The sequence below is a fragment of the Salinarchaeum sp. IM2453 genome (assembly GCF_019693215.1).
Taxonomy (GTDB): Archaea; Halobacteriota; Halobacteria; order Halobacteriales; family Salinarchaeaceae; genus IM2453.
The window spans coordinates 268,159-290,353 of the sequence record NZ_CP081183.1; the positions used below are offsets into that span (position 1 = coordinate 268,159).

The 22,195-nt window shown below is 47.5% G+C and carries 27 protein-coding genes; 12 read left to right on the top strand and 15 right to left on the bottom strand.

Annotation, left to right across the window (positions count from 1 at the left end):
- Positions 1-68 precede the first annotated feature (68 nt).
- Positions 69-770: a DNA repair and recombination protein RadB gene (gene radB / locus K0C01_RS01255; RefSeq protein ID WP_221170265.1), complete on the top strand. Its 702-nt coding sequence runs from the start codon at positions 69-71 to the stop codon at positions 768-770.
- A gap of 60 nt (positions 771-830) precedes the next feature.
- Here radB and K0C01_RS01260 read toward each other — a convergent pair whose 3' ends face one another.
- The 7 genes from K0C01_RS01260 to K0C01_RS01290 all read right to left on the bottom strand — a co-directional run bounded on the left by K0C01_RS01260 (position 831) and on the right by K0C01_RS01290 (position 5,221).
- A complete protein-coding gene (locus K0C01_RS01260) occupies positions 831-1,097 on the bottom strand; it encodes an elongation factor 1-beta (protein ID WP_221170266.1) in 267 nt (88 codons plus the stop codon).
- Positions 1,094-1,273 carry an HVO_2753 family zinc finger protein gene (locus K0C01_RS01265; RefSeq protein WP_221170267.1) on the bottom strand — a complete coding sequence of 60 codons (180 nt, stop codon included), beginning with the start codon at positions 1,271-1,273 and terminating at the stop codon, positions 1,094-1,096. The genes K0C01_RS01260 and K0C01_RS01265 overlap by 4 nt, the downstream gene beginning before the upstream one ends.
- 182 nt (positions 1,274-1,455) lie before the next feature.
- A complete protein-coding gene (locus K0C01_RS01270) occupies positions 1,456-2,697 on the bottom strand; it encodes a tripartite tricarboxylate transporter permease (RefSeq protein WP_221170268.1) in 1,242 nt (413 codons plus the stop codon).
- Between the two features lie 81 nt (positions 2,698-2,778).
- Entirely contained in the window at positions 2,779-3,120 is a 342-nt protein-coding gene (gene rpl12p, locus K0C01_RS01275) for a 50S ribosomal protein P1 (RefSeq protein WP_221170269.1), read from the bottom strand.
- Positions 3,121-3,135: 15 nt separating this feature from the next.
- Entirely contained in the window at positions 3,136-4,176 is a 1,041-nt protein-coding gene (locus K0C01_RS01280; RefSeq protein ID WP_221170270.1) for a 50S ribosomal protein L10, read from the bottom strand.
- 1 nt (position 4,177) lies between these two features.
- The gene (locus K0C01_RS01285; RefSeq protein ID WP_221170271.1) at positions 4,178-4,816 is read right to left on the bottom strand and encodes a 50S ribosomal protein L1; all 639 of its coding nucleotides are present in this window, start codon (positions 4,814-4,816) and stop codon (positions 4,178-4,180) included.
- Positions 4,817-4,924: 108 nt separating this feature from the next.
- Positions 4,925-5,221 carry a DUF7545 family protein gene (locus K0C01_RS01290; protein ID WP_221170272.1) on the bottom strand — a complete coding sequence of 99 codons (297 nt, stop codon included), beginning with the start codon at positions 5,219-5,221 and terminating at the stop codon, positions 4,925-4,927.
- A gap of 240 nt (positions 5,222-5,461) precedes the next feature.
- Between K0C01_RS01290 and K0C01_RS01295 the strand changes: the two genes are divergently transcribed.
- Positions 5,462-5,734 (top strand): DUF357 domain-containing protein, encoded by a 273-nt coding sequence (locus K0C01_RS01295; protein WP_221170273.1) that lies wholly within the window; start codon positions 5,462-5,464, stop codon positions 5,732-5,734.
- Between the two features lie 202 nt (positions 5,735-5,936).
- Positions 5,937-6,914: a transcription initiation factor IIB gene (locus tag K0C01_RS01300; protein ID WP_221170274.1), complete on the top strand. Its 978-nt coding sequence runs from the start codon at positions 5,937-5,939 to the stop codon at positions 6,912-6,914.
- 87 nt (positions 6,915-7,001) lie between these two features.
- On the opposite strand, the gene K0C01_RS01305 is transcribed toward K0C01_RS01300, so the two are convergent.
- On the bottom strand, positions 7,002-7,406 hold the full coding sequence (locus K0C01_RS01305) for a translation initiation factor IF-2 subunit beta (RefSeq protein WP_221170275.1): 405 nt from the start codon (positions 7,404-7,406) through the stop codon (positions 7,002-7,004).
- A gap of 193 nt (positions 7,407-7,599) precedes the next feature.
- Here K0C01_RS01305 and K0C01_RS01310 point away from each other — a divergent pair, with 193 nt between their 5' ends.
- Positions 7,600-7,845 (top strand): UPF0058 family protein, encoded by a 246-nt coding sequence (locus K0C01_RS01310; RefSeq protein ID WP_221170276.1) that lies wholly within the window; start codon positions 7,600-7,602, stop codon positions 7,843-7,845.
- 204 nt (positions 7,846-8,049) lie between these two features.
- On the opposite strand, the gene K0C01_RS01315 is transcribed toward K0C01_RS01310, so the two are convergent.
- Complete coding sequence (locus tag K0C01_RS01315) at positions 8,050-8,499, bottom strand: DUF555 domain-containing protein (protein ID WP_221170277.1); 450 nt, start codon at positions 8,497-8,499, stop codon at positions 8,050-8,052.
- Positions 8,500-8,618: 119 nt separating this feature from the next.
- On the opposite strand from K0C01_RS01315, the gene K0C01_RS01320 reads away from it, so the two are divergent.
- Positions 8,619-10,262, top strand: a complete 1,644-nt coding sequence (locus tag K0C01_RS01320; protein ID WP_221170278.1) for a phospholipase D-like domain-containing protein — start codon at positions 8,619-8,621, stop codon at positions 10,260-10,262.
- Between the two features lie 98 nt (positions 10,263-10,360).
- Here K0C01_RS01320 and K0C01_RS01325 read toward each other — a convergent pair whose 3' ends face one another.
- Positions 10,361-12,244 carry a Hef-associated nuclease gene (locus K0C01_RS01325; protein WP_221170279.1) on the bottom strand — a complete coding sequence of 628 codons (1,884 nt, stop codon included), beginning with the start codon at positions 12,242-12,244 and terminating at the stop codon, positions 10,361-10,363.
- Positions 12,245-12,386: 142 nt separating this feature from the next.
- Between K0C01_RS01325 and K0C01_RS01330 the strand changes: the two genes are divergently transcribed.
- Entirely contained in the window at positions 12,387-12,890 is a 504-nt protein-coding gene (locus K0C01_RS01330; protein WP_221170280.1) for a Mov34/MPN/PAD-1 family protein, read from the top strand.
- Positions 12,887-13,315: an FAD synthase family protein gene (locus K0C01_RS01335; RefSeq protein WP_221170281.1), complete on the top strand. Its 429-nt coding sequence runs from the start codon at positions 12,887-12,889 to the stop codon at positions 13,313-13,315. Before K0C01_RS01330 ends, K0C01_RS01335 begins: the two co-directional genes overlap by 4 nt.
- Before the next feature lie 27 nt (positions 13,316-13,342).
- Here the strand turns inward: K0C01_RS01335 and K0C01_RS01340 are convergent, their stop codons facing one another.
- Positions 13,343-14,485 carry a pyridoxal phosphate-dependent aminotransferase gene (locus tag K0C01_RS01340; RefSeq protein ID WP_221170282.1) on the bottom strand — a complete coding sequence of 381 codons (1,143 nt, stop codon included), beginning with the start codon at positions 14,483-14,485 and terminating at the stop codon, positions 13,343-13,345.
- 27 nt (positions 14,486-14,512) lie between these two features.
- Positions 14,513-14,944: a 6,7-dimethyl-8-ribityllumazine synthase gene (gene ribH, locus K0C01_RS01345; RefSeq protein ID WP_221170283.1), complete on the bottom strand. Its 432-nt coding sequence runs from the start codon at positions 14,942-14,944 to the stop codon at positions 14,513-14,515.
- Between the two features lie 80 nt (positions 14,945-15,024).
- Here ribH and K0C01_RS01350 point away from each other — a divergent pair, with 80 nt between their 5' ends.
- Positions 15,025-16,155, top strand: a complete 1,131-nt coding sequence (locus K0C01_RS01350) for an SPFH domain-containing protein (protein ID WP_221170284.1) — start codon at positions 15,025-15,027, stop codon at positions 16,153-16,155.
- Between the two features lie 94 nt (positions 16,156-16,249).
- On the top strand, positions 16,250-16,888 hold the full coding sequence (locus K0C01_RS01355; protein ID WP_221170285.1) for a MarR family transcriptional regulator: 639 nt from the start codon (positions 16,250-16,252) through the stop codon (positions 16,886-16,888).
- Here the strand turns inward: K0C01_RS01355 and K0C01_RS01360 are convergent.
- Positions 16,875-17,120 (bottom strand): DUF7123 family protein, encoded by a 246-nt coding sequence (locus K0C01_RS01360; protein WP_221170286.1) that lies wholly within the window; start codon positions 17,118-17,120, stop codon positions 16,875-16,877. The two genes, K0C01_RS01355 and K0C01_RS01360, sit on opposite strands and share 14 nt — an antisense overlap.
- Before the next feature lie 309 nt (positions 17,121-17,429).
- Here K0C01_RS01360 and K0C01_RS01365 point away from each other — a divergent pair, with 309 nt between their 5' ends.
- The 3 genes from K0C01_RS01365 to K0C01_RS01375 all read left to right on the top strand — a co-directional run bounded on the left by K0C01_RS01365 (position 17,430) and on the right by K0C01_RS01375 (position 19,992).
- Positions 17,430-18,389, top strand: coding sequence for a transcription initiation factor IIB (locus K0C01_RS01365; RefSeq protein ID WP_221170287.1), 960 nt, complete (start codon positions 17,430-17,432; stop codon positions 18,387-18,389).
- Between the two features lie 470 nt (positions 18,390-18,859).
- Positions 18,860-19,543 carry a type I 3-dehydroquinate dehydratase gene (locus K0C01_RS01370; protein ID WP_221170288.1) on the top strand — a complete coding sequence of 228 codons (684 nt, stop codon included), beginning with the start codon at positions 18,860-18,862 and terminating at the stop codon, positions 19,541-19,543.
- A 2-nt stretch (positions 19,544-19,545) separates the two neighbouring features.
- On the top strand, positions 19,546-19,992 hold the full coding sequence (locus K0C01_RS01375) for a zinc ribbon domain-containing protein (RefSeq protein ID WP_221170289.1): 447 nt from the start codon (positions 19,546-19,548) through the stop codon (positions 19,990-19,992).
- A 3-nt stretch (positions 19,993-19,995) separates the two neighbouring features.
- On the opposite strand, the gene K0C01_RS01380 is transcribed toward K0C01_RS01375, so the two are convergent.
- Positions 19,996-21,177 carry a 3-dehydroquinate synthase II gene (locus K0C01_RS01380; protein ID WP_221170290.1) on the bottom strand — a complete coding sequence of 394 codons (1,182 nt, stop codon included), beginning with the start codon at positions 21,175-21,177 and terminating at the stop codon, positions 19,996-19,998.
- Between the two features lie 214 nt (positions 21,178-21,391).
- A complete protein-coding gene (locus K0C01_RS01385; protein WP_221170291.1) occupies positions 21,392-22,171 on the bottom strand; it encodes a 2-amino-3,7-dideoxy-D-threo-hept-6-ulosonate synthase in 780 nt (259 codons plus the stop codon).
- Positions 22,172-22,195: the final 24 nt, after the last annotated feature.

Genomic DNA, 22,195 nt, shown 5'->3' on the forward strand with positions numbered 1-22,195 from the left:
TCATTCAACGATGGATTGGGAACCTAACATCACTGTGTTTTTGCATGGACCAGTCATAGGTATCTTCTGTGAATTCAGATCCAGTATCAACTGGCTGTGATGCTCTTGACGAGTTACTGGGCGGAGGAATAGAGCGAGAAGCGGTAACACAAGTTTATGGACAACCGGCGGCAGGGAAGACCAACATCGCACTTAGCACTGCGATTACAAATGCGGCTACCGGTGACAAGACGATATATATCGATACTGAAGGTATTTCGGCTGATCGTTTTGAACAGATTGCTAAGCAGCAGGCTACTGGTGATGTTGACGAGATTGCCTCGAATGTGATCATCAAGGAAGCTACTACGTTTGAGGAACAGCACGGAGCAATTCAAGAGGTCGAGGAAATTGTGTCACAGGCGTCTCTGATCGTGGTTGACAGTGCAACTGGATTCTATCGATTACAGCGTGATAAAGAAGCAGAGGAAGGTGAGTCACTGCGCGAAATTGCTAATCAGATAGTTCATTTGCTCGGGCTAGCACGCAAGCAAAACACCGCAGTACTGATTACAAACCAAGTATTCACAGACCCAGAAAAGGAACAAGTTCGTCCACTGGGAGGACATACCCTCAAGCACTGGACAGCGACAGTACTTCGTGTTGATCGCTTCCGAGGAGGTAATCGGCGTGCAACACTTGAAAAACATCGGTCACAGCCAGCAGGCAAAAGCGTAACATTTCAGATCACTAAAAAAGGGATTCAGTCAGGAGATACGCCCAGTCGATGACAGCAGCAAGGCTGTTTAGCTGACTTACTCACACAAGACAGTGGACTCAAAAAGGAGGAGTTACAGTCGACCGACGTTTTCAACTTCAACGCTTTCAACATCTTCAACGCCTGCAAATGCCTCCTCAACGGCTTCAGTGCCACCTGCATCGTCTGGAACGATCACAGTTGGGAGAAGAGCAGTCAAACCGAATGCAACGTCATCACGTTCGACATTGCTGATTTTGGCGCCTTCCGGAAGGGCGTTTTCAAGGCGTTCATGTAGATCGTCAAGATCTACCTCTGGCGATTCTGGCATGACCTTAAGTTGGGCTGCTACTTTACTCATGGTCCTGTAAATCCACACTCAGAGCACTTATAGAGATTGCTTTGCTTGCGACACTTCTCACACCGATTGATCTCGTTACCACATTCTGGACACGAGAACGACGCTGCATTCGTGCCCATGACTTTAATACCACAGGAAACACATTGTCGAGTTCCCCGTTGCTCTGACTGACTCATATCATCTTGTTGCCGACAACAGCGTAAAACTCTTTTCAAGACCATCCTTATCCAGAGCAATATATATTAGAACTCAACAAAGAGCATGTGGCTTGTCCACTCACACATCCGAATGGAACCTATATCCGGTTATCTTCCTCATCAACTCCCAGTCAAAAACGCTCATCAATCAAAGTGATGGATCAAAACCCAAAGATGATTGGACCCATCAAGACACCCATTAGATGAACCCGATAAGCATGAAGCCGGACCGGAACAAATCCGATCAGAGTTGCAACAACAAACACGACTATGCCGATAGCACCTGCAAAAAGAAAGGAAAGAACAACAAGCAGGCAAAGGACAACCGCCGCAATGTACACGTGATTAATTCCTCGAACCACTCGCAGATAGAGATCACCAATAACAACGACCAGAACAGTTGCAATACCGCCAGCAATAACTACACTTAAAACTAGTATTGGAAGCTCAAGTGGGGCGGAGGCCTCTTCAAATGCAACCATTACACCAGATCGCGGTTGACCAATCGTTGCCAGCGCAAATAGTGCAAAGATTGCATTTGAAGTGTCGACGCCGCTTGTAGCAACAACATACCCCCGCTTGTCAACACCACCTGGAAGAACAAAGAGTACTGCCACCGCAGCGATTGCAGCTGAAATGCCTGGAAGATATCCAACAAGTGCTCCTGAAGTTGTGCCAGCAAAGACAGTGACACTAATTCGCCGCTTTGATGCATGAATTCGGGCATCTTGTTGCCGGGGAATACCGTTGCCAGCCATTGCATCAATGAGCATAGGCGCGCCGAATAGACCAGCAAAGATTGGAGCCAACATTCCTCCAGCAGAAAGGGGTGCATCAGGGGAGAGATCAAGCGTAAGGGCACCAAGTGCTGTGCTCAGCAAAAACGCAAGCAATCCGCCAAAACGGCTCTTATTTGAGGACTCTGAGATAATCAGACCAGCAACAACAGCCGCAAGCAGATACTCAATATGAGCTCGCAATGTCGGATACACAATCTCAACGACAATTGTAAGTGGTATCACGACCGGTAGAGCAAGTAAAACAGCAAAGCCACTGCCGAGTGCCGATAACCGAATTGCTTCTCGACCACGACCATTAAGAACAAGACGATGGCCAGGAAGCGCAACAGGAGCCATTTCTGCATCAGGCACTCCGATTGTCAATGCTGGTATAACATTGATAAATGAATGTGTGACACCAGCAGCGAGCATTGCCACGCCGGCCAAAAGCGGATCAATAGATATACCCGCGACTGCAGAAGCAAGCAACAATGCAAAGTTATTGGCATGAAGTCCTGGTACGAGACCGCTGATTGATCCTAATAGAACACCGAAGAGAATAGCGCAAAGGATTAGTCCAGTCTGTTGTGCATGTGCTACTAAATCGACACTCAATCCATACATTACCACGGAATGGTACGGATCTCAGATATGAATCTAAGGATCAGAAGTGCAAAAAGGAAACGACTGGATTAGCGAACGTGGTTAGCCGAAGAGTTCGCCAAGACCTTCACCGGATGCGTCGTCATCGTCATCGTCTTCTTCTTCTTCTTCCTCAGCGCCTTCTTCTTCAGCTTCGTCTTCTTCTTCATCGGCATCAGCGTCTGCATCATCAGCGGCGGCAGCAGCGCCTGCTCCACCAGCTGGGACAGCAGCAGCTTCTTCGATTGCTTCCTCAATGTCGACGTCCTCAAGTGCAGCAACAAGTGCCTTGACACGGGATTCCTCGACGTCAACACCTGCTGAGCTAAGGACGTCTGTAAGGTTGTCTTCGTTAATCTCTGCGCCTGTTTCGTTCAGGATGAGAGCTGCGTATACGTATTCCATAGTTCTAAGTTATGATTATCCAAACATGTTTCCGAGCCCAGCTGCAGCGTCATCATCGTCATCATCATCGTCATCTTCTTCTTCATCGGCTGCATCTTCAGGCTCTGATTGTTCATCTACCTGTTCATCAGTTGTTTCGGACGATTCCGCCTGATCAGTCGCGACATCGACGTCCTGAAGTTCTTCAGGCAAGGCTTCGTCATCATCGATCTGTGCGGCTAGAGCGCGAACTTGAGCGTCTGCCTTGCTGACGAGATCATCCGCAAGGGATGGACTGGCGATAGACGCTTGAAGTCCGAGGCTCTTGGCCTCTCCTTCTGCTTTTGCAATGAGAGTGGATGCCGTGCGATCCGTTGGGAAAACAGCATTGACGGATAGGTTCCGGGCACGTGCTGCTGCTGCTGAAACGTCTGAACGGTACTGCTCGACATCGATGTCGAGTTCTTCCGGACCGAACAGAACACCATCAGACACAACAGCACGCAGGTCAAGCCCAACTTCTTTGGGTTCGAGCCCGAGTTCACTTAATACGTTAGCGAGGTCAGTTGAAACTTCTTCGCCAGCTTCACAGACAAGGCTGTCTTCGGTAACGTGAATTGAACCGTCTTGAATACGGGCAGCTGCACCAACACTTTGTAAGTCACCGACAAACGGACCAGGATCAACTCCTGTGTCACCTTCTTCGATGACAATATCGTTTGGAGCAACCTCACCCGCACCAATTGGTGCCGGAGTCTTTGATTCCTCAAGTTGCTGGTATAGCCCAAACGGATTATCGTTTGTGCCGATAATACCAACTTGTCCGCTAATCTGTTCGTTAAGCTGATCAACGCCACCCTCAACATTGTCAAGGGCTCGTCGAAGCAACGTATTTCGGCTTACACGAAGTTGCGCTGTGCCGTGAAGCTCATTACGCATCTGCTGGAGCTGACGACTTGGAATACCAGCAATGTCAACAATACCAACACTCTCGTATGACTGGATAATCTCCGAGATGTTGTCGACCTCTTCCTGTTTCCACTGCGGAATCGTCTCAGTTTTGCGTTCACCACTCATATTACATCACCTCCACAGCAGGCCCCATCGTTGTCTTCACATAGACAGAATCGATATTCTGGGGACCTTTCTCGAGGTTTGCATACAGTCGACGGAGAATTACGTCGATATTTTCAGCGACGTCTTCAGCACTCATTTCTTCAGAACCAACTAGTGTATGGAAGGTACGCCGGTCACCGCTACGAACCTGTACGGTGTTTTTCATCCGACTGACGACTTCAACTACATCGTCATCCGGAGAAAGCGGTGTCGGCATTTTTCCTCGTGGGCCAAGAATAGTACCGAGATATCGACCAATGTCTTGCATCAGCGCCTCTTCAGCAACGAAGAAGTCAGTCGCTTCAGCAAGGTCTTTGGCCTCATCGTCATCATCACCAAGGTCAGCAAGCTCATCTGCATCGAAGACGTTATCAGCAACGTCTTCAGCACGAACAGCCGTTTCACCCTCAGCGAAGACTACAATACTTGTTTCTTGCCCAGTACCTTCAGGCAACACTACCTCTTCATCAATACGATTCGATGGATCGTCTAAGTCGATGTCGCGCAGATTAATAGCCAAATCGACGGACTCTTGGAAATTGCGATGTGGAGCCTCGTCTAATGCGCGAGATACTGCGTTCTCTATTTCCTGATCTGCCATTGTTCACCCCCGTAGTCCGCTTGCGCTCCTACGGATTGTTACAACAGGCGGTGCCTGTCTAGTTAAAAACGAGGCCAATGGTGCACTTAAGCCCGTCGAAGCGTCCTCTCAGTGCTGGTGGCCTGTCATTTCGCCAAATGTTTGTCCAAATCGCTGTTCAAATGCATCCATTGTTGCTTCTTCGATCTCTTTGAGTTCATCACTCGCCTCTGTCTTGCCATGGTGGACCGCTCCATGAAGCTGCTGAGCAGCCATAAGCATGGCAAAGTCACCAATTACAACAGATGGCCCTTCGTCTTCTTCTCGGAGCATATCAATAGCCCCAGCCGGGATAGTGAGTGTATCAGAATCATCGCCTGGGCCCTCAATTGTGAATTGATACTCAGAATCGGATTGTTCAGCCATATGAGAAATATGTGGCCAAGCCTTTTGAACATTGTCAGAATCGATCAAACCGGTACCACTGGTCTGTAAACATCCCCTAACTTTGGTTATTTTAGTGGAATCGCTGCTTTGAAAGATGATTTACTGTACAATTAGTTGAATATTTGCCGATTTATGTTGTTATTTACGCTAAAAACCAAATATTAACTAAAAGCGAAGAATGACAAGGAAGCTAATAGCGTGATTGCCTAATGTAGGGGTATGAGCGAGAAACTCAAAACAAAAACAGAAAAATATGAACAACTGCTTGAGGCGGCATTGACGGAGGCCTCTCCTGCACAAGAGCAGGCCGCTGCTGGGAAAGAATGCATAGAAATGGCCCAATCCTACCTTCGGGATGGACAGCATTTCAAACAAAACGATGATCTGGTGAATGCACTTGCTGCATTTTCATATGGTCATGGTTGGCTTGATGCTGGAGCTCGGGTGGGCGTGCTTGAGGTGCCGACACAGGGACATCTATTTACACAATAGCCGTATTATTCGGGGTTAATTCATATAGGTATAGATTAATCCTATAAATCATTAATACCGACACACTTTTGCGAGAACATGCGACAAATATAAGTCAAACAGCGCAAGCTTTATAAGCCTTAGTACCTAACATTCTGTTAGGATCAGGGGAAAAACTGGCTCATTATTAACACCGAACAGTGGTCCCCGTTCCACCTCTATCATGACTCGTAATCCAACCCGAACGCGAACAGACGAACGAACCTCAGAAGAACAGGATGAGAGTGTTGATCAGTGTCCTGAATGTGGTGGTAATCTCCGTAGTGACGAAGAACATGGTGAAACCGTCTGTGAAGAATGCGGTCTCGTAATCGAAGCTGACGAAATTGATCATGGCCCCGAATGGCGGGCATTCGACGCAAAGGAAAAAGACGAAAAATCACGTGTCGGAGCACCGACAACAAAGATGATGCACGATGAAGGGCTTTCAACGAACATTGGCTGGCAGGACAAGGATGCGTATGGTCGGCAGTTGAGCTCACGACAGCGACAGAAGATGCAACGGCTCCGAACATGGAACGAGCGGTTCCGTACCCGTGACTCAAAGGAACGTAATCTCAAACAGGCATTGGGTGAGATCGACCGAATGGCATCCGCACTTGGTCTCCCAAACAATGTTCGGGAGACAGCGAGTGTCATCTACCGGCGTGCACTTGACGAAGATCTCCTTCCAGGCCGATCGATTGAAGGCGTAGCAACGGCGTCATTGTATGCCGCCGCTCGACAAGCTGGAACGCCACGAAGTCTCGATGAAATTACCGAGGTAAGTCGTGTCGATAAAATGGAGCTCACACGAACGTACCGTTATATCGTTCGTGAGTTGAACCTCGAGGTAAAACCAGCTGATCCGAAGCAGTACGTGTCACGGTTTATCTCTGATCTGAGCCTTTCAGAAGAGGTTGACCGTACAGCACGAGATCTGCTTGATCAAGCACGGGACCGCGGTATCCACAGTGGTAAATCGCCAGTCGGCCTTGCTGCCGCTGCAGTGTACGCAGCTTCCCTGCTCACAAACGAAAAGGTGACCCAGAACCAAGTCAGCGAAGTAGCAGATGTATCAGAAGTTACGATTCGAAACCGATACAAAGAGCTGCTTGATGCTGCCGAAGGTGATGACCCTGGTACACCAGCAGCCGTCTGAAGTTTCTCTTTTGTTTTTCCTTTAGCTAAATAGTAGCAAAACACCGAACTAAGGCTAAACTGGATGCGTTTTTCTGCTAAAGAGAATTTATTCACTAGTTGAGGACAACGCACCACAAGCGGCACAGCGGAGCATCAGCGTTCCTTTCTCGCGCTCTAAGTTTGTATCTGGAAGACCACACTCATCACAAAGAACAAATCGATCAGTATAGTGTGAAAGCGCTTCATCAACACGGTTCTGTGAGAATTCCCCAGTCAAACGGGCTCGACCACTCTCATCAATATGACCGGCTGTACCTAGCTCATTTTGAAGATAACGCATAACATGATCCTCGTCACGGCCGAGCGTATCAACTGTAGACTGAAAGTTTTCGTATACAGTAACGTTGCCTTCTTGACGAATATTTGGGGTTGGAACTTCAAATCGACTAGAATCGCCTTCAATATCTGGTGTCTCATCCAAGGCCCGGTCAAGTTGGTCTTGATAGTCCATGTTTACATATTGGTCCGAGCAGATATAAGCGCTTTAACTCAGGATTATTCATTGTTAGAACATTTAATCCGGAGTTAAGAGCATTTCGCAAAAAGACAAATTATCTTCAAAAAGCGCATAAGAAAGCAGAGAACCGTGTTAACAGAACCCAAGATAATACTATAACCCTCCAGTTAGTATAGTTTATTGCATTATGAAAAAGCAAGAATTGATTCATCTTCACGGGTTACTCGCTGAGGTGTCGAATGATATTGCGGCATACTACGAAGCCGAGCTTGAGCTTGAAGAATACGAGTCGCTTGGTGTACGGCCAACATCAATCCATCAATCTAAGACAGATCACAAGGCGGCCGTATCAGCACTTGCCCGTGGAATTACATCGGAGATGCACGAACTTGAAGAAAAAGAAGAAGAAGCTGTCGCAACTACTGCAGATTAAATTCTAATTGTGTGTATTGACGTGTCGTTGGAATTAGCTCGGAGAGACATCTGTCTGCCTTTTATCGGACAATTACTTCAAATCAGTCGCCAACAGTAGCTTACGGGGGACGTACTCTGGTGTCAAATCTAGTGTTGTCGCTTCGAACTATGATATACATTGGTCTAAAGAAGAGTCTCAACCGCTGGGAAAGTACCAGAGAGACTATTCGATCAGGTCTTCAAACTCTGGCAGGACTTCTTCCTCATCATCGTCGGGGTCGACATCCTCATCAGCTGGAGAATCGCTGTCCTGCTCAGCATCTTCGTCTTCTTCTTCCTCCAGTACTTCTATTTCGATGACCTCAAGCGGGATATTCTCGAGGCATTGACCGATCTCCTTTCGAGCGATCCGAGACGCATGTTCCTCACGTTCGACGTTGAACACCGTCATCTCAAGTTCAAGAGCAACTAGACTCTCGTCGGCCGCGATAAACGCTGGCTCAAGTTGCTCGCCGCAGTGAGGACAGGAGCGCTCTCCCATGTTGATCTCAACATAATTGAGATCCGGGTTGAGCATTTCTCCTGTTTTTGAAATAGCTATTCGGACCGCTTCGTCAGGCGTCTCTACATCGTAGACCGGCACGGCTGCCTCGACAACAACTCTGCAGTTCATGGCTATTTGGTCTTTTCTCAGTCAAACAGTATGAAGGTTAGCCTTTTCGATCTGGTACTTAATTATTTTCAGTTATATTTTAGACATATTTATACACAATAACAAATAGAAGTGAGTCCATGGCTTGGCGGGTATGTCTATACTTCTTACTCGGAATGATTATTATAATTGGGTGTCCGGTTGTTTCCGGAGACCAACAGGAAAGGTCATCTGGTGCGGATATATCTGCTGATCAACAGGTACATCCAGAATTAACGAAATTATACCCTAATCCTCCAACGCACGGGAACGAAGGAGAATACATAGCTATCACGTTTACTGGGCCACAGAATGTATCGGGGTGGGAGCTCCATGATGATGGAAGGCAAGTCGCAGAACTCCCTGCAATAACAGTTAGTGGAACAGTCGCATTTAGTCATGATCCAGATACAGCAGCAGAGTTTACTGATTACCCGGTGTATCCACTCTCCGGATGGTTACAGCTCGCTGTTCAAGGTGACGGGCTGTCGTTGAAGACAGACGGTGGCACAACGTTTGACAGTGTTAAGTACGACCACGCGCCAGAAGAAAGCCGATATGAACGAGAGGGAAGTGAATGGAGTTGGGTACCGGTTGAGCAGCCAGATTTCACATTTCCCGATATACAGCCGGCATCGGCAGAAGCATTTGTTCTACCAGATAGTCCCGATCGGATTATGACCGCATTACGTGCAGCAGAACATGAAATTCGACTTGCTGGTTATACCTTTGAATCAGAGCAGGTAACTGAGACATTAATCGAGGCGCATCACCAAGGAGTAGATGTTTCTGTGCTAGTTGAGCAGGCACCTGTTGGAGGGATGAGTAAGAAACAGGTATCACTGCTCGATAGACTTGAGAACGCAGGAATAGAAACCAAGGTAACGGGTGGAGAAGACAGTCGATACCAGTTCCATCATGCAAAGTATGCGATTATCGATGATACGGCATTGATTATGACAGAAAACTGGAAACCATCGGGGACAGGCGGAAAAGGAAGCCGTGGATGGGGTGTTTTGATTGAAGATCGATTGTTTGCACAACAATTGACTGAAGTGTTTACTGTCGATAGCCGGCACGAGGACGCAAGCCGATGGAGCTCTAAGAGAATCACAGTTGATCCAGTCGAAGAGTCGCAGGCAGATGGATCGTTTGATACTGAGTTTGTGCCACAGGCAGTGGATGTAGAAACAGCACAACTCGTTGTCGCACCATATGATGCTGATGAAGAGGTAGATAGACTATTAGCAACAGCTGATGAGTCGATCATGATTAAGCAGATGAGCATAGAAGACACAGACTTCCAGTGGCTTGACTCAGCAGTTACAGCAGCAAAGCGAGGGGTTGAGGTAGAGATTTTACTGAGTGAAGCTTGGTACGTACGAGAAGAAAACGAAGCACTGGTTGATCAGTTAACAAACAAAGCGGATCGGGATGACATTGACCTGACAATCACAACAGCGGATTCAGGAGACAACTTCAAAAAGATTCATACAAAAGGCGTGATCATCGATGAAAGACATGTCGTATTAGGAAGCATCAACTGGAATGAAAATTCAGTGCACAACAACCGAGAAATTGCCGTAATTCTGACCGGAGATGATGTGGCTGGGTATTATGCTGATGTGTTCAGTGCGGATATGCAGTCTGGATGGGGAAATTATCCGATTATGCTAATCGGAGCAACAGTACTGACTTGGTGCACTGTAATGGCTATATTAGCAAAACGACTCGAATGGATATGACTTTTAACTAGGCTGCTTACAGCGGGAGCGAGGCAAAGCCAACCTCTGAAGGAGTGGGTTTTCGCCTCGCACTGTCTATAACATCAGCTGGCTACAGTTCACATAGCGCTCGTTGTGCTACCAACCTGTTCGTCAATTTCAGCGTCAGCCATCTTTTCAACTAGCGCAGAAAGAACCTCGTCACGGCGGCCTTCAACAAACTTGACTGAGCCAACAACCAAGTGACCACCACCACTTATTCCAGCACCTGGTATTTCCTCATTCAGTTCAGCAACCATCGTTGGGATATCAAGACGCACACCGTCACTTCGAAGGACAGCAAAGTCAGGACCATATCCGATTGTGATGGCTGGGGTATCATTTTCTTTGACTTTCTGATCATGGATTGCACCAGTTGTCTTTCCGGGAGCTGGATATTCAAATCGGCGTGCATATTCATCGACATCGATCTGGTACAGGTCAATTCCATTTGGTAGTGTTTGGTGCTCGACGTGTGAGAGTGCTACATCAAGCTGCTCGTTGACTGCTTTTTGAGCCTGATCTGAAAGTAACGAAACAAGTTCTTGATGTTGTTTATCGTTACCAGAGAGGTTCAGAACATCCTCAATAAGATATCCACCATCGTTGTATCGGAGCCAGTGAGCCGCATAGTCCAGTGCTTCGCCGATATTTTCAAGAGTGGCTTTTTCGTATCCTGCATCAGCTGCCAACGAAAGATAATCATTCATTGTTTCTGCACTTGAGCGGTCTGCAAGGCCTGCAACAGCAGGAATGTGTTCGAGATTCTCCGTTAGAGATGGATCGATCATTCGAGCCAGCTCGACAGACATCATACCCGTCGTGACACGATAGTCTTCACCGTGGAGGTATGGATTCACGTGGGCTTCAAGAAGTGGATCAACAGCATCCGGATCTGGGTGGTGGTGATCAACAACGATAATAGGTACATCGTAGTGTCGAAGGGTTTCATATGCAGGGGTGTCTTCTTCAGTACTACCGTTGTCAAGCATCAGTAACAACGGAAGTTTTTGGCCATGTCGCTGTCGATCTTCAAGCGCATGCGATAGATCCCGTGTTGAATCTTCCATCTCGTAGAACGGAGCTTTGCTCGGGAGTCGTCGAAGGAGATGCTGGTGGGCATCTTCATCTAAATGGTATGAATTAATGAACGATCGGAGTGCCTGATAAACAGGAACACTTGCACACATCCCGTCACCGTCTGCATGATGGCGAATCCGAATTGGTCGTCCTTCTAAAACGCTACGACGGAGCATTTGTGCTACCTCTTGTAGATCGGAATAGATCTTATCAAGCGCATCCCAATCGATAAGCGGATCAACATCCGCTGGCTCTGCCGTCTCGGAAATCGCCGCATTGATGCGATCTGCAACGGCCGACTGTTTTTCATCACGGATTATGGTGAGGTCCGTCAGTTCAACCTGAAGGGATTCATCGCGGCGTTCTACCGTGCCGGTTGCCCGTACATACGCGTCAAGTTCAATCTCCGGGTAAGCCCGAACTCCGGGATCAACAAATGCAGTACACGGAATGATACCATTCCCATCGTTAACGTGGAAAATCGTCGGACCGTCTGTTTGTTTGATCTGTATGACTTGTCCTTGAAGGTGAACGGTCTCACCAACATAACCGGTAAGATCAGTTATTGAAGTAATATCAAAGTCGTGATAGACTTCTTCAATCCGGTGTTGTTGTGTCTCAACAGCAACCTCGTCAAGAGCAATGTCGCCGTTTTGCCGTTCTTCTTCGATTGCTACTACAATCTCGTCACCAACATCATAGTCATTTTCAAGATTTGAGGAATGGACCAGCCCCGAAACAGCATCGGAAAGATCAACAAATACACCGTAATCAACTACTCCATTAACCGTTCCAAGATACCATCGATCAAAGTCTAAGTCGTCCCGAGTGCAGTCGTCAGCAAGCCGATAAATAATATCAGTCTCATCATCCGCAGTTGTCATGATAGAAAAAGCTTTGCAGCCAGGATGTAAAACCGCTTTGCAATACTGTCCGCAGGGTGCTCAGAGAAATAGTTGATCCCACGGCATGCTGGAAAGGAGATATTCGGAATGTTTAGCTAGCTTAGGCCCCAACCATTGAGGCATGGGTTTGCTCGGATCATTATTTCGATCGAGTGAGGTTCTTGGGATTGCAGAGGAGACCCTACAGTTTGGACTCCGAGCGAGCGAACAAACACATCCAAATGAGTATATGGGGTTACTTCGAGGGACGGAGGCAAAGAAGTTAGGACTTGACCGGACAGGCCAAGTAATTACAGATATTCTGGTAATTCCAGGAACAAAATCAGGGAACACGAGTGCAACATTGAAGACGAACAAAGTTCCAAATGATCGGAAATCAGTTGGATCAATCCACTCACATCCAAGTGGGGTGTTAACCCCAAGCTCTCAAGATTTGCAGACATTTACACGGGGGGAAGTGCACATTATTGTTGGATCTCCGTATCAGAGACACAGCTGGCAGGCCTATGATGCGTCTGGAAAACGAATCAATCTCGATGTGATTGATGTAGAGCTACCCGACAGCGAGGAATTTTTCCATTTTGACGAGAGTGATTTGGATATTGACGATGCAGGTGAACAATGACTACGGTACTGGCACAGGGAACATTTGACATTCTACATCCTGGACATCTTCATTATCTTCGTGAAGCAGCGGCAGAGGGCAATGAACTACACGTGGTGGTTGCCAGATCAACCAATGTAACACATAAACAACCCCCAATATTATCTGGTTCACAGCGTCGGGAGATGGTTGGCGCACTCGAGATGGTCGATGAGGCACATCTCGGGCACCCAGAAGATCCACTGCAGATGGTCGAGAAAGTCAATCCAGATATAATTGTTTTAGGGCATGATCAACACCACAATGTCGACAGGATTGAACAGGGGGTAAAACGACGCGGATTTGATTGTGAAGTAAAACGTGCGTCACCACGGGATCCGACCGACGATGAGATTCTTTCGAGCCGAAAGATCATCCAACAAATTCTCGACGAACGGAGGAAGTGAAAAATTCCCGTCTAAATAAGTATTGGCTTATATAAGGTCGTTTTCAGCAAGTCGTTCAACAGCTCCTCGTAATCGAGGTTTGCTATTGGCGTATGAGATTCGTGCGTATCCAGGAGTTCCAAACGCATTGCCGGGAACAGTTGCAACGTGAGCTGTCTCAATTGCATTTTCACACCACGCTTGATCGTCCTCTGCGACAGGGAGCATCATATAGAATGCGCCATCTGGGACAGAGACAGACACGCCGTGATCCTCGAACAGATCGACAAGGAAGTCGCGACGTTCTTCGAATGCAGCAACCATTTCTTCAACAACCTCGTCTGTATTCTCAAGTGCTTCAATACCAGCGCGTTGGACAAAGTTGGTCGCACATGAAACAGAATGTGACTGCAGTTTTCCAGCTTGGTCAATAAGATCTTGTGGAGCCGCAAAGTAGCCAAGTCGCCATCCGGTCATTGCGTAGGTCTTTGAGAACCCGTTGACAGTGATTGTTCGGTCTTCCATTCCATCGAACGTCCCTAGGCTGGTTGGCTCAGCATCGTAGCAGACAGTGTCATAAATCTCATCACTGATGACAGCGATGTCATGCTCAACAGCTAAGTCACGGACACCGGCCAGAGCAGCATCAGAGAACACAGCTCCGGATGGATTTGACGGCGAGTTAACGATCAACAATTCTGTATCATCTGAGACGACCTCTTCAAGATCATCCAGTGCTGGCTCAAGTTGGAAATCATGCGAAGAAAGATCAACCCGAGCAAGATCACCGCCAGCAATCTTGACCATAGCCTCGTAGGATACCCATGCGGGGTCAAGTAGTACTACTTCGTCTCCTGGGTTCACAATGGTTTGAACAACTTCAAAAAGAGCCTGTTTACCGCCAGGAGTTACCATAATCTGATCTGGATCATATGAAAGTCCATCAGAAGCGAGTTTATCGGCGATTGCAGACCGGAGCTCCGGAATACCACTTGACTGTGTATATCCAGTATGTCCGTTGTCTAGAGCCTCCTTACCAGCTTCAACAATGTTGTCTGGCGTGTCAAAATCAGGCTCGCCAACGCTAAGGTCAATAACGTCTGCTCCTTCTGCTTCTAACTGTGATGCTAGGTCGCTAATAGCAAGTGTTGCACTTGGTTCGACACGTTCAACGCGTTCTGAGAATTTCATATACTATTTACTATCAATAGGAGGGATTTACCCGTTGCGCTCTTCGTTTTGTATCTCTCGTAGTTCGCGAACAAATTGTGCTGCATCCTCAATTGTTCGTTCTCCTATGGAGATTCGCTCACGAGCCTCCGCTCCCGACATTCCAGGACCGGTAATACCTAATAGCACGGGAGTGTCTCGATCAAGGCTCACTTCTGTAAGCGACTGTGTTGTTGCAGTTCCGATTACTTGATCGTGATCAGTATCTCCCGTTACAATTGCTCCAAGGACAGCTACAGCGTCAATATCGTCTCGTCGAGCAAGTCGATCAGCAGCGAGTGGTGAGTCGTATGCCCCAGGAACATGTATTATTTCAGCAACTTCTACATTGTGTTGTTCTGCAGCATCGATTGCTTGTTGTTCCATTGACTCAGTCACAGACCGATTAAACTGGGCAACAATTAGTCCAAGGCGAATCATATGTTGTGCTTGCACTGAAGCATGCTTAGTACTACTGCCTTTGGCCGAAGCCTTTTGCTGGTCCTGCCCTAATGTGATGTATGTCGGCTATTGCCCCGATGCTCATTGAAACATTAGGTATCGTAGGACTATTGCTACTGTTGTTGTTTGTTGTGACGATTTACAGCGCGGTTGAAATTGTCGATGCATACGAAAAACGTGCACTGACAGTATTTGGTGAGTATCGGAAGTTGTTGGAACCGGGGTTCAACTTCATACCACCGTTTGTTTCCAACACATATCGGTTCGATATGCGAACACAGACACTTGATGTTCCACGGCAAGAAGCAATCACACGGGACAACTCACCAGTAACGGCTGATGCAGTAGTCTATATTAAGGTAATGGACGCAAAGAAGGCATTCCTTGAAGTTGACAACTACAAAGAAGCCGTCTCAAATCTAGCGCAGACAACGCTACGTGCTGTTCTTGGTGACATGGAGCTTGATGATACACTGAACAAGCGCCAAGAAATCAATGCTAAGATACGTGAAGAGCTTGATGAGCCAACTGACGAGTGGGGGATCCGAGTCGAGTCCGTTGAAGTACGTGAGGTAAATCCATCAAAGGATGTCCAGCAAGCGATGGAGCAGCAGACATCTGCAGAGCGGAAACGTCGTGCAATGATTCTCGAAGCACAAGGAGAGCGACGAAGTGAAATTGAGCGTGCTGAAGGTGAGAAACAGTCGAACATCATTCGTGCGCAAGGTGAGAAACAGAGCCAAATTCTCGAAGCACAGGGAGACGCAATTTCAACCGTGCTTGGTGCACGGGCTGCTGAGTCTATGGGTGAGCGTGCGGTAATCGACAAAGGAATGGAAACACTTGAAGGGATTGGCCAAGGAGACTCGACGACATTTATCGTGCCACAAGAGCTTTCATCATTGGTCGGCCGATACGGAAAGCATTTGTCAGGATCTGATGTCAAAGAGCAAGACGGGACACTTGACAGCTTGAACTTTGATTCTGAAACACGCGAACTACTCGGGCTCGACGATATCGAGGAAATAATTTCACAAATTGACGAGGAGACTGAAATGGATCTTGAGCAGATGGAGCAGGAAGCACAGGCTATAAAGGAAGGCGCAGCTGGTGCAGACCTCAAAGATCCAGACGAAGTGATAGAAGAGATGGAAGGGGAACCACCAGGCGTTGAGACCGAGACAGAATAATGTTGGATCTCTGAAGACAGCAAAAAACAAACGTATTCTCGAACCACAGAGGAATATCTTTATTGTTGGAAATCGTATAAACTATTGTGTATAGATGACCAGTCGCGATGTTGACGAAGATAAGCGAACAACGCTTCGGCGGTTTGCTGCGCTGGGAGCAACACTTCCGGTCGCTGGAATTGGAAGTTCCACAACCGCATCGGCAGACACATCCTCTAAAAGCGATGCTAGAGACGCAATTTCCGGATACATCAACACGACACCAGGGGCTCATTTCTCGAAGATTCGTGACGACCTACAACTTGGGACAGGGGAGACACAATATCATTTACAGGAACTAGAAAAGTCCGAACAAATATCAGCACAAAAAGATGGCGACTACAAGCGCTACTTCATTGCGGGAGAATTTAGCGATTTTGAAAAGACAATGTTGGGATACTTACGGCGAGAGACACCACGACATATGATATTGACAATTTTGGAGAGTCCAGGACTAACAGGAGCCGCATTGGCTGACAAGATTGGGGTCTCCGCGCCAACAATCAGTAAATACGGGTCTGAGCTGAGCGAGAACAATATTATAGCGCGTGATGACGGATATCAGGCAAAGAAGCCTGAGCTAACAATTACGCTCTTGCTCCGGTACGCAAATTCATTTGATACGGAAACGGTTGAGTTCGCACAGTCAGCAGACGACCTTCTTGAATATCGGCTGGACACTACGAAGAGGTGACTTTCCATGTCGTACTGGATGAGTATCCCCATTTTTCAACGGCGATATCAAGGTCATTTTCTGCGATAGCAATCATATTTGATCCAACTTCTTTTGGAGACATATCGAGTTCCTCTGCAATGAGTCGAGACTTAAAATAAGTCTGCCCCGGAGTATTTTGTCGAAGGTATTGGAGGATTCGAAGCTGTTTGTTAGTCAATGAAGGTTCGTCGGTAATTGTAGCTGCGCTCATGATTTCAACAATAAGTACGGTCAATTCACACTTATTGCGTTTGGTATATTTCATTAACCCTTTGCTTTCTTGCGTTTTTTATTCTTCCGCGAGGTAGATATTGGTAAATAAAGTCAGATATCCCTCAAAGAACATGAACAGTTGGTACAGTTTGTTATGTTTTGGAGAGCAAGTCATCGAGGACAAATAACATGACAACGGCTATCATAAGTAGCTAATACCAAAGTGTTTAACCAGATTGCACTGGGTGATTACATTAGGCCAACTACTGGACACATTCTGTGTCCGGTTTAGAAACCAGTTATTAGAATGAACGAACGCATACAGCAATTCAACCAAGAACAAGAGGAATCGGAATCAACAGACGCAGATGTTGCCTGTCCGGAATGTGGTGGGACAGTCATCAATGACGAAGAGCACGGAGAGTCTGTCTGTTCAGAGTGTGGGCTCGTCGTCGAAACCGACGAGATCGATCACGGGCCGGAATGGCGCGCATTTAATGCCAAGGAAAAAGATGAGAAATCGCGTGTCGGAGCACCAACAACAAACACGATGCATGATAAGGGCCTGTCAACAAATATTGACTGGCGAGATAAAGACGCATACGGGAACGCATTAGGATCCCGGCAACGGGAGAAAATGCAACGGCTCCGAAAATGGAACGAGCGATTCCGTACCCGTGACTCAAAAGAGCGTAACCTCAAACAGGCACTCGGCGAAATCGATCGAATGGCATCTGCACTTGGTCTCCCCGATAATGTTCGTGAAACAGCCAGTGTTATTTATCGACGTGCACTTGAAGAAGATCTCTTGCCAGGCCGATCAATCGAGGGAGTGTCAACGTCGTGCGTGTATGCTGCCGCGCGACAGGCTGGTGTACCACGAAGCCTTGATGAGATTGCGGATGTCAGTCGTGTAGAGAAACATGAGATTGCCAGAACATACCGCTATGTTGTCCGAGAACTCGGACTAGAAGTGAAGCCAGCTGATCCAGAAAGCTATGTTCCACGATTTGCGTCTGACCTTGAACTTTCAGACGAAGCAGAACACCGGGCCCGGATGCTGCTACAAAACGCGAAGGACAAAGGGATTCACAGCGGCAAGTCACCAGTCGGACTGGCTGCCGCGGCAGTGTATGCGGCCTCACTTCTAACAAACGAGAAAACAACACAGGCAGAAGTAAGCGAGGTTGCCGACATTTCAGAGGTAACAATCAGGAATCGATATCACGAGTTGCTTGAAGCAGAAGAAACGATTAACGCTATCTAGGAGATTCTGTTAAGCAAGAGTTGCATTAGCGATCTATCTCGCTGGTTTTGGTTTTGTAATATTTGACCGGACTATCCTGAAGTTATCACAGGCGAATTGACATCCTCCACCGGCTAAAGCTGGTGGGCGTTCGTCTCGCTACCGCTGTATGAACGACTATTCCGCGACAGCTCAGTCGCCTGAGAAAACGGATAATATCGGGATTCGGACCGCACTACTTCTGAAGAAATCCCTTCGGGCCGCTGGCTGTGGACTCCGGTAAGCACGGAATCTCCAAATCTCATGCCGAGTTCGGAGACTACAGTTTGGTCCCGCCAAGAGCCTAGTCATACTGACGAGGCTGCAAGCCGGAACCTCCCAACAGTTATAAGTTTGACTTCCTCCCACCCCTTCAGGGGTGGGTTTTCACCTCGCACTATCTATAAGATAGACTCGGCGGATTTTTGATGATTCGTTGGTACATATTATATATGGACTTTCAGTCGTTTGTGCTGGCGGCAAGCACAGGCAACCTTGCCGAGACAGACGATCCAGTGGTTCAGGCTCGGGCTAATGCAGTTGAATACCGAATGGATCTTGCTTCGAAGCCACTTGAGTCATTGAGTCAGTACGATGGTACACTGCCAGTGATTGCGACAAACCGAGTTGAATGGGAAGGTGGAAAAGCACCAGACACGGAGGACCGAATTGCAAAGTTGAAAACTGCAGCAGCAAATCCAGCAGTTGAAGCCGTAGATATTGAACTTGAAGCAATCAAGCGTGGTGATGCCGATCAACTATTATCTGAAAGTCATGTCAAAAACGGAGAGACATCTGTAATCGTTTCCGTACATGATTTTGATCGGACACCACGGATTGAAGATCTCAGAGACTTGCTTGACCAAGCTTTAGAATATGGAGATATTGGTAAATTAGCTGTGAAAGCAAATGGGGTTGAAGATGTTCCGCCGTTGTTAACCGTGACAAGAGAGTTCGCCGCACAGGGACAGAAGGTCGCAACAATGGCAATGGGTGAGGCAGGAAGCCACTCACGGGCTGTTGCTCCGTTGTACGGGTCAACAATTGGGTATGCTCCAGCAAAACCCGGCCAGGCGACTGCCCCAGGACAGTTGGATTTAACTACACTTGCAAGTCTCATTGAAACACTATCATAGAGATGTCAGAACGACAACCGTGGATCGCCGGGATTTTGGCACTGATATATCCCGGACTTGGACATGTATACCTTCGCGAATGGGGACGAGCAGTCATGTGGTTCGTGTTAGCTCTGGTTGCGGCAGTGATTGTGATTCCGGAACACGCATTTGACAGTTTTGAGGCGTCTCCAAGTTTTGACGGGCTGCTTGAAGCAACAGAGATAATCCAAGCAGAAACAGAGCCACTCGGAATTGCAACGCTTGGTGTTATTGTTGGGTTCAGTGTAATCGATGCATTTGTGCTTGCTCGGCGTTCCTCTACGGACAGTACTGATGAGCAACTAGAACCAAAGACAGAAAAACCAAAATGTCCCGAATGTGGGAAGCCGCTTGATGAAGATTTAGACTTCTGTCACTGGTGTACGACAAAAATCGATAAAAAGAAGATAGAACGAGAAGAGGACTAGTTCTTATTTTTCGATGATCTTCTCATCAATCGCCTCGCCGAAGTGGCGCGCAGTCTGTTCATAGTAAACTAAAATTTCATCTCCGGCAGATAAATCAGTAACCGCTTTCCGATCGTCTGGAGTTGGGACTTTAATTGTTTCCGCATTCTGAAGAAGAGTCTCAATACGGTCAGTTCCATCTTCTGTTTCTACTTCTGCTTCGATGCGGAACATTGGACGTTGCTCAATTTTTGCTCGTCCAACAACTGCTTCCCGGGTTTTTCCGTTACGGTTGACAATCTGGACTTCGTCACCACTCTCAAGCTCAGAGAGATACTTTGTTTCCCCACCAGGAGTTCGTACATATGCGTGGACAGCACCTGCATTAACCCGAAACGGTCGGGAAGCAACATATGGCGAATCGGCAGTTTCAGCGTGGACAAAGAAAAGTCCGCGAGACATAGACCCGACAAGCATCCCTTCGTCATGATCAAGTAGTTTCCCGGTATCGACACACACGCGATCAGCAGATCCTGCACGTTCAACAGATGTTACCTCAGCCCAAGTTAGATCAAGTGTTTCTCGTTCAAGCTCGTCTCGTACTTCAACCGTTTTATGAATCTCACTGGGATCGTCAGTATCCAAGAGTACAGCGTCGGCTCCAATCTCAAGCGTTTCGTATGCAGTCTGAGCTTCTTTTGCAGTAGTTACCCCTGCAACGAGTTCTGTTTCCTCGCCGATACGGGCGATCAGGTTCTCAAGCGGAATGATTTGCCAATCTTCACCGATAACTATCGTATGATCTGCTGTTTTGGCCGCTTCCTCAGCAAATGCCTCGTAATTCTCATCTAGAATTCGGATGTAAGCACCATTTGCTGCATCATCTGAGCGACGAAGAGCCGAAATATCAGCAGACCCGGAGAAGTCTTCTGGAAGAGATACACTTCCGTCACCTTCTCCATTTTTCCCCACAATGACAGCATCGGAAGAGACATCCTGCTGACTATGTTCCTCAAGCCTGTCAGCATCGCCACCACTACGGAACGCTGCTATATTGACATCGCCGAGATCACGGACGCGTTCAACATCAGTATCATCTACTAATACCCAATCAACTCCGGCTTCAATTCCAGCAGTGATGCGCTTTTTTCTTTTTTCCCAGTTACCGACAGCTGAATCAGCTTTGAGCCAGACGGATCGTGTCATTATTGTATTCACTCGCAGTCCGGTGGCTTGAACGTGGCGATTGAAACTGATCCTGACAAGAACATAGTCAACTACCATTTCGATGAAAAGACAACCGAATACTACTGAATTACATAACAGTAACACCGCCTGAAACGCCGGGATTCTCTCGCTGACTGGACATAGCCCTACCCGCAACGGAGCCGGAAGTCCACCTCGCTATCTAGTTTAGAAGCTATCGAAAGTGTTCCATTGCTGTTTCGACATCTTCATTCTCGTGTATAATCGCCGAAACAGCAGCAGTGATCGATTCAGGATTATCGTGCTGGAAAATCGATCTACCCATCGAAACGCCAGCACCACCAGCATCAAGCGCACCACGAGCCATCTCGATAGTTTCTCTGTCACTACTGCGGCTTCCACCGGCGATAACGACCGGGAGTTGAGTTGATTCAATAACGTGCTTGAAACTCTCTGGGTCACCACTGTATGCGGTTTTGACAATGTCCGCACCGACTTCTTCTGCAAGACGAACAGCATGTCCAAGGGACTCTGCGTCATGCTCATCAATGTCTGGACCTCGTGCGTACGCCATTGCTAAGGTTGGAATACCGTAGGAGCTTGCTGTACTGGTGAGTTTACCCAGAGCCTCAAGCTGCTCGCGTTCGAACTTGCTTCCAACATTGATGTGGAACGAAACGGCATCGGCTCCAGCACGAATGGCATCTTCAACAGTGCCGGTTTGTCGTTTATCATTTGAATCGGGGCCAATTGATGTAGAAGCATTGAGATGAACGATATATCCTGCACCGTTTTTGTTCGGATGTACGCGAGGAGCAATCCCTTTCTGGGTTAGAACTGCATCTGCCCCGCCCGCAGTTACCGCGCTGATAGTTGATTCAATGTCTTTGAGACCCTTTACGGCCCCAAGTGTGATACCATGGTCCATCGGAACGATAAGAAATCGGCCATCAGTGCCGATTCTATTAAGTCGTGCTTGAAGTCCTGCTGTCATAATGATTGTATGAGAGACTGTGGC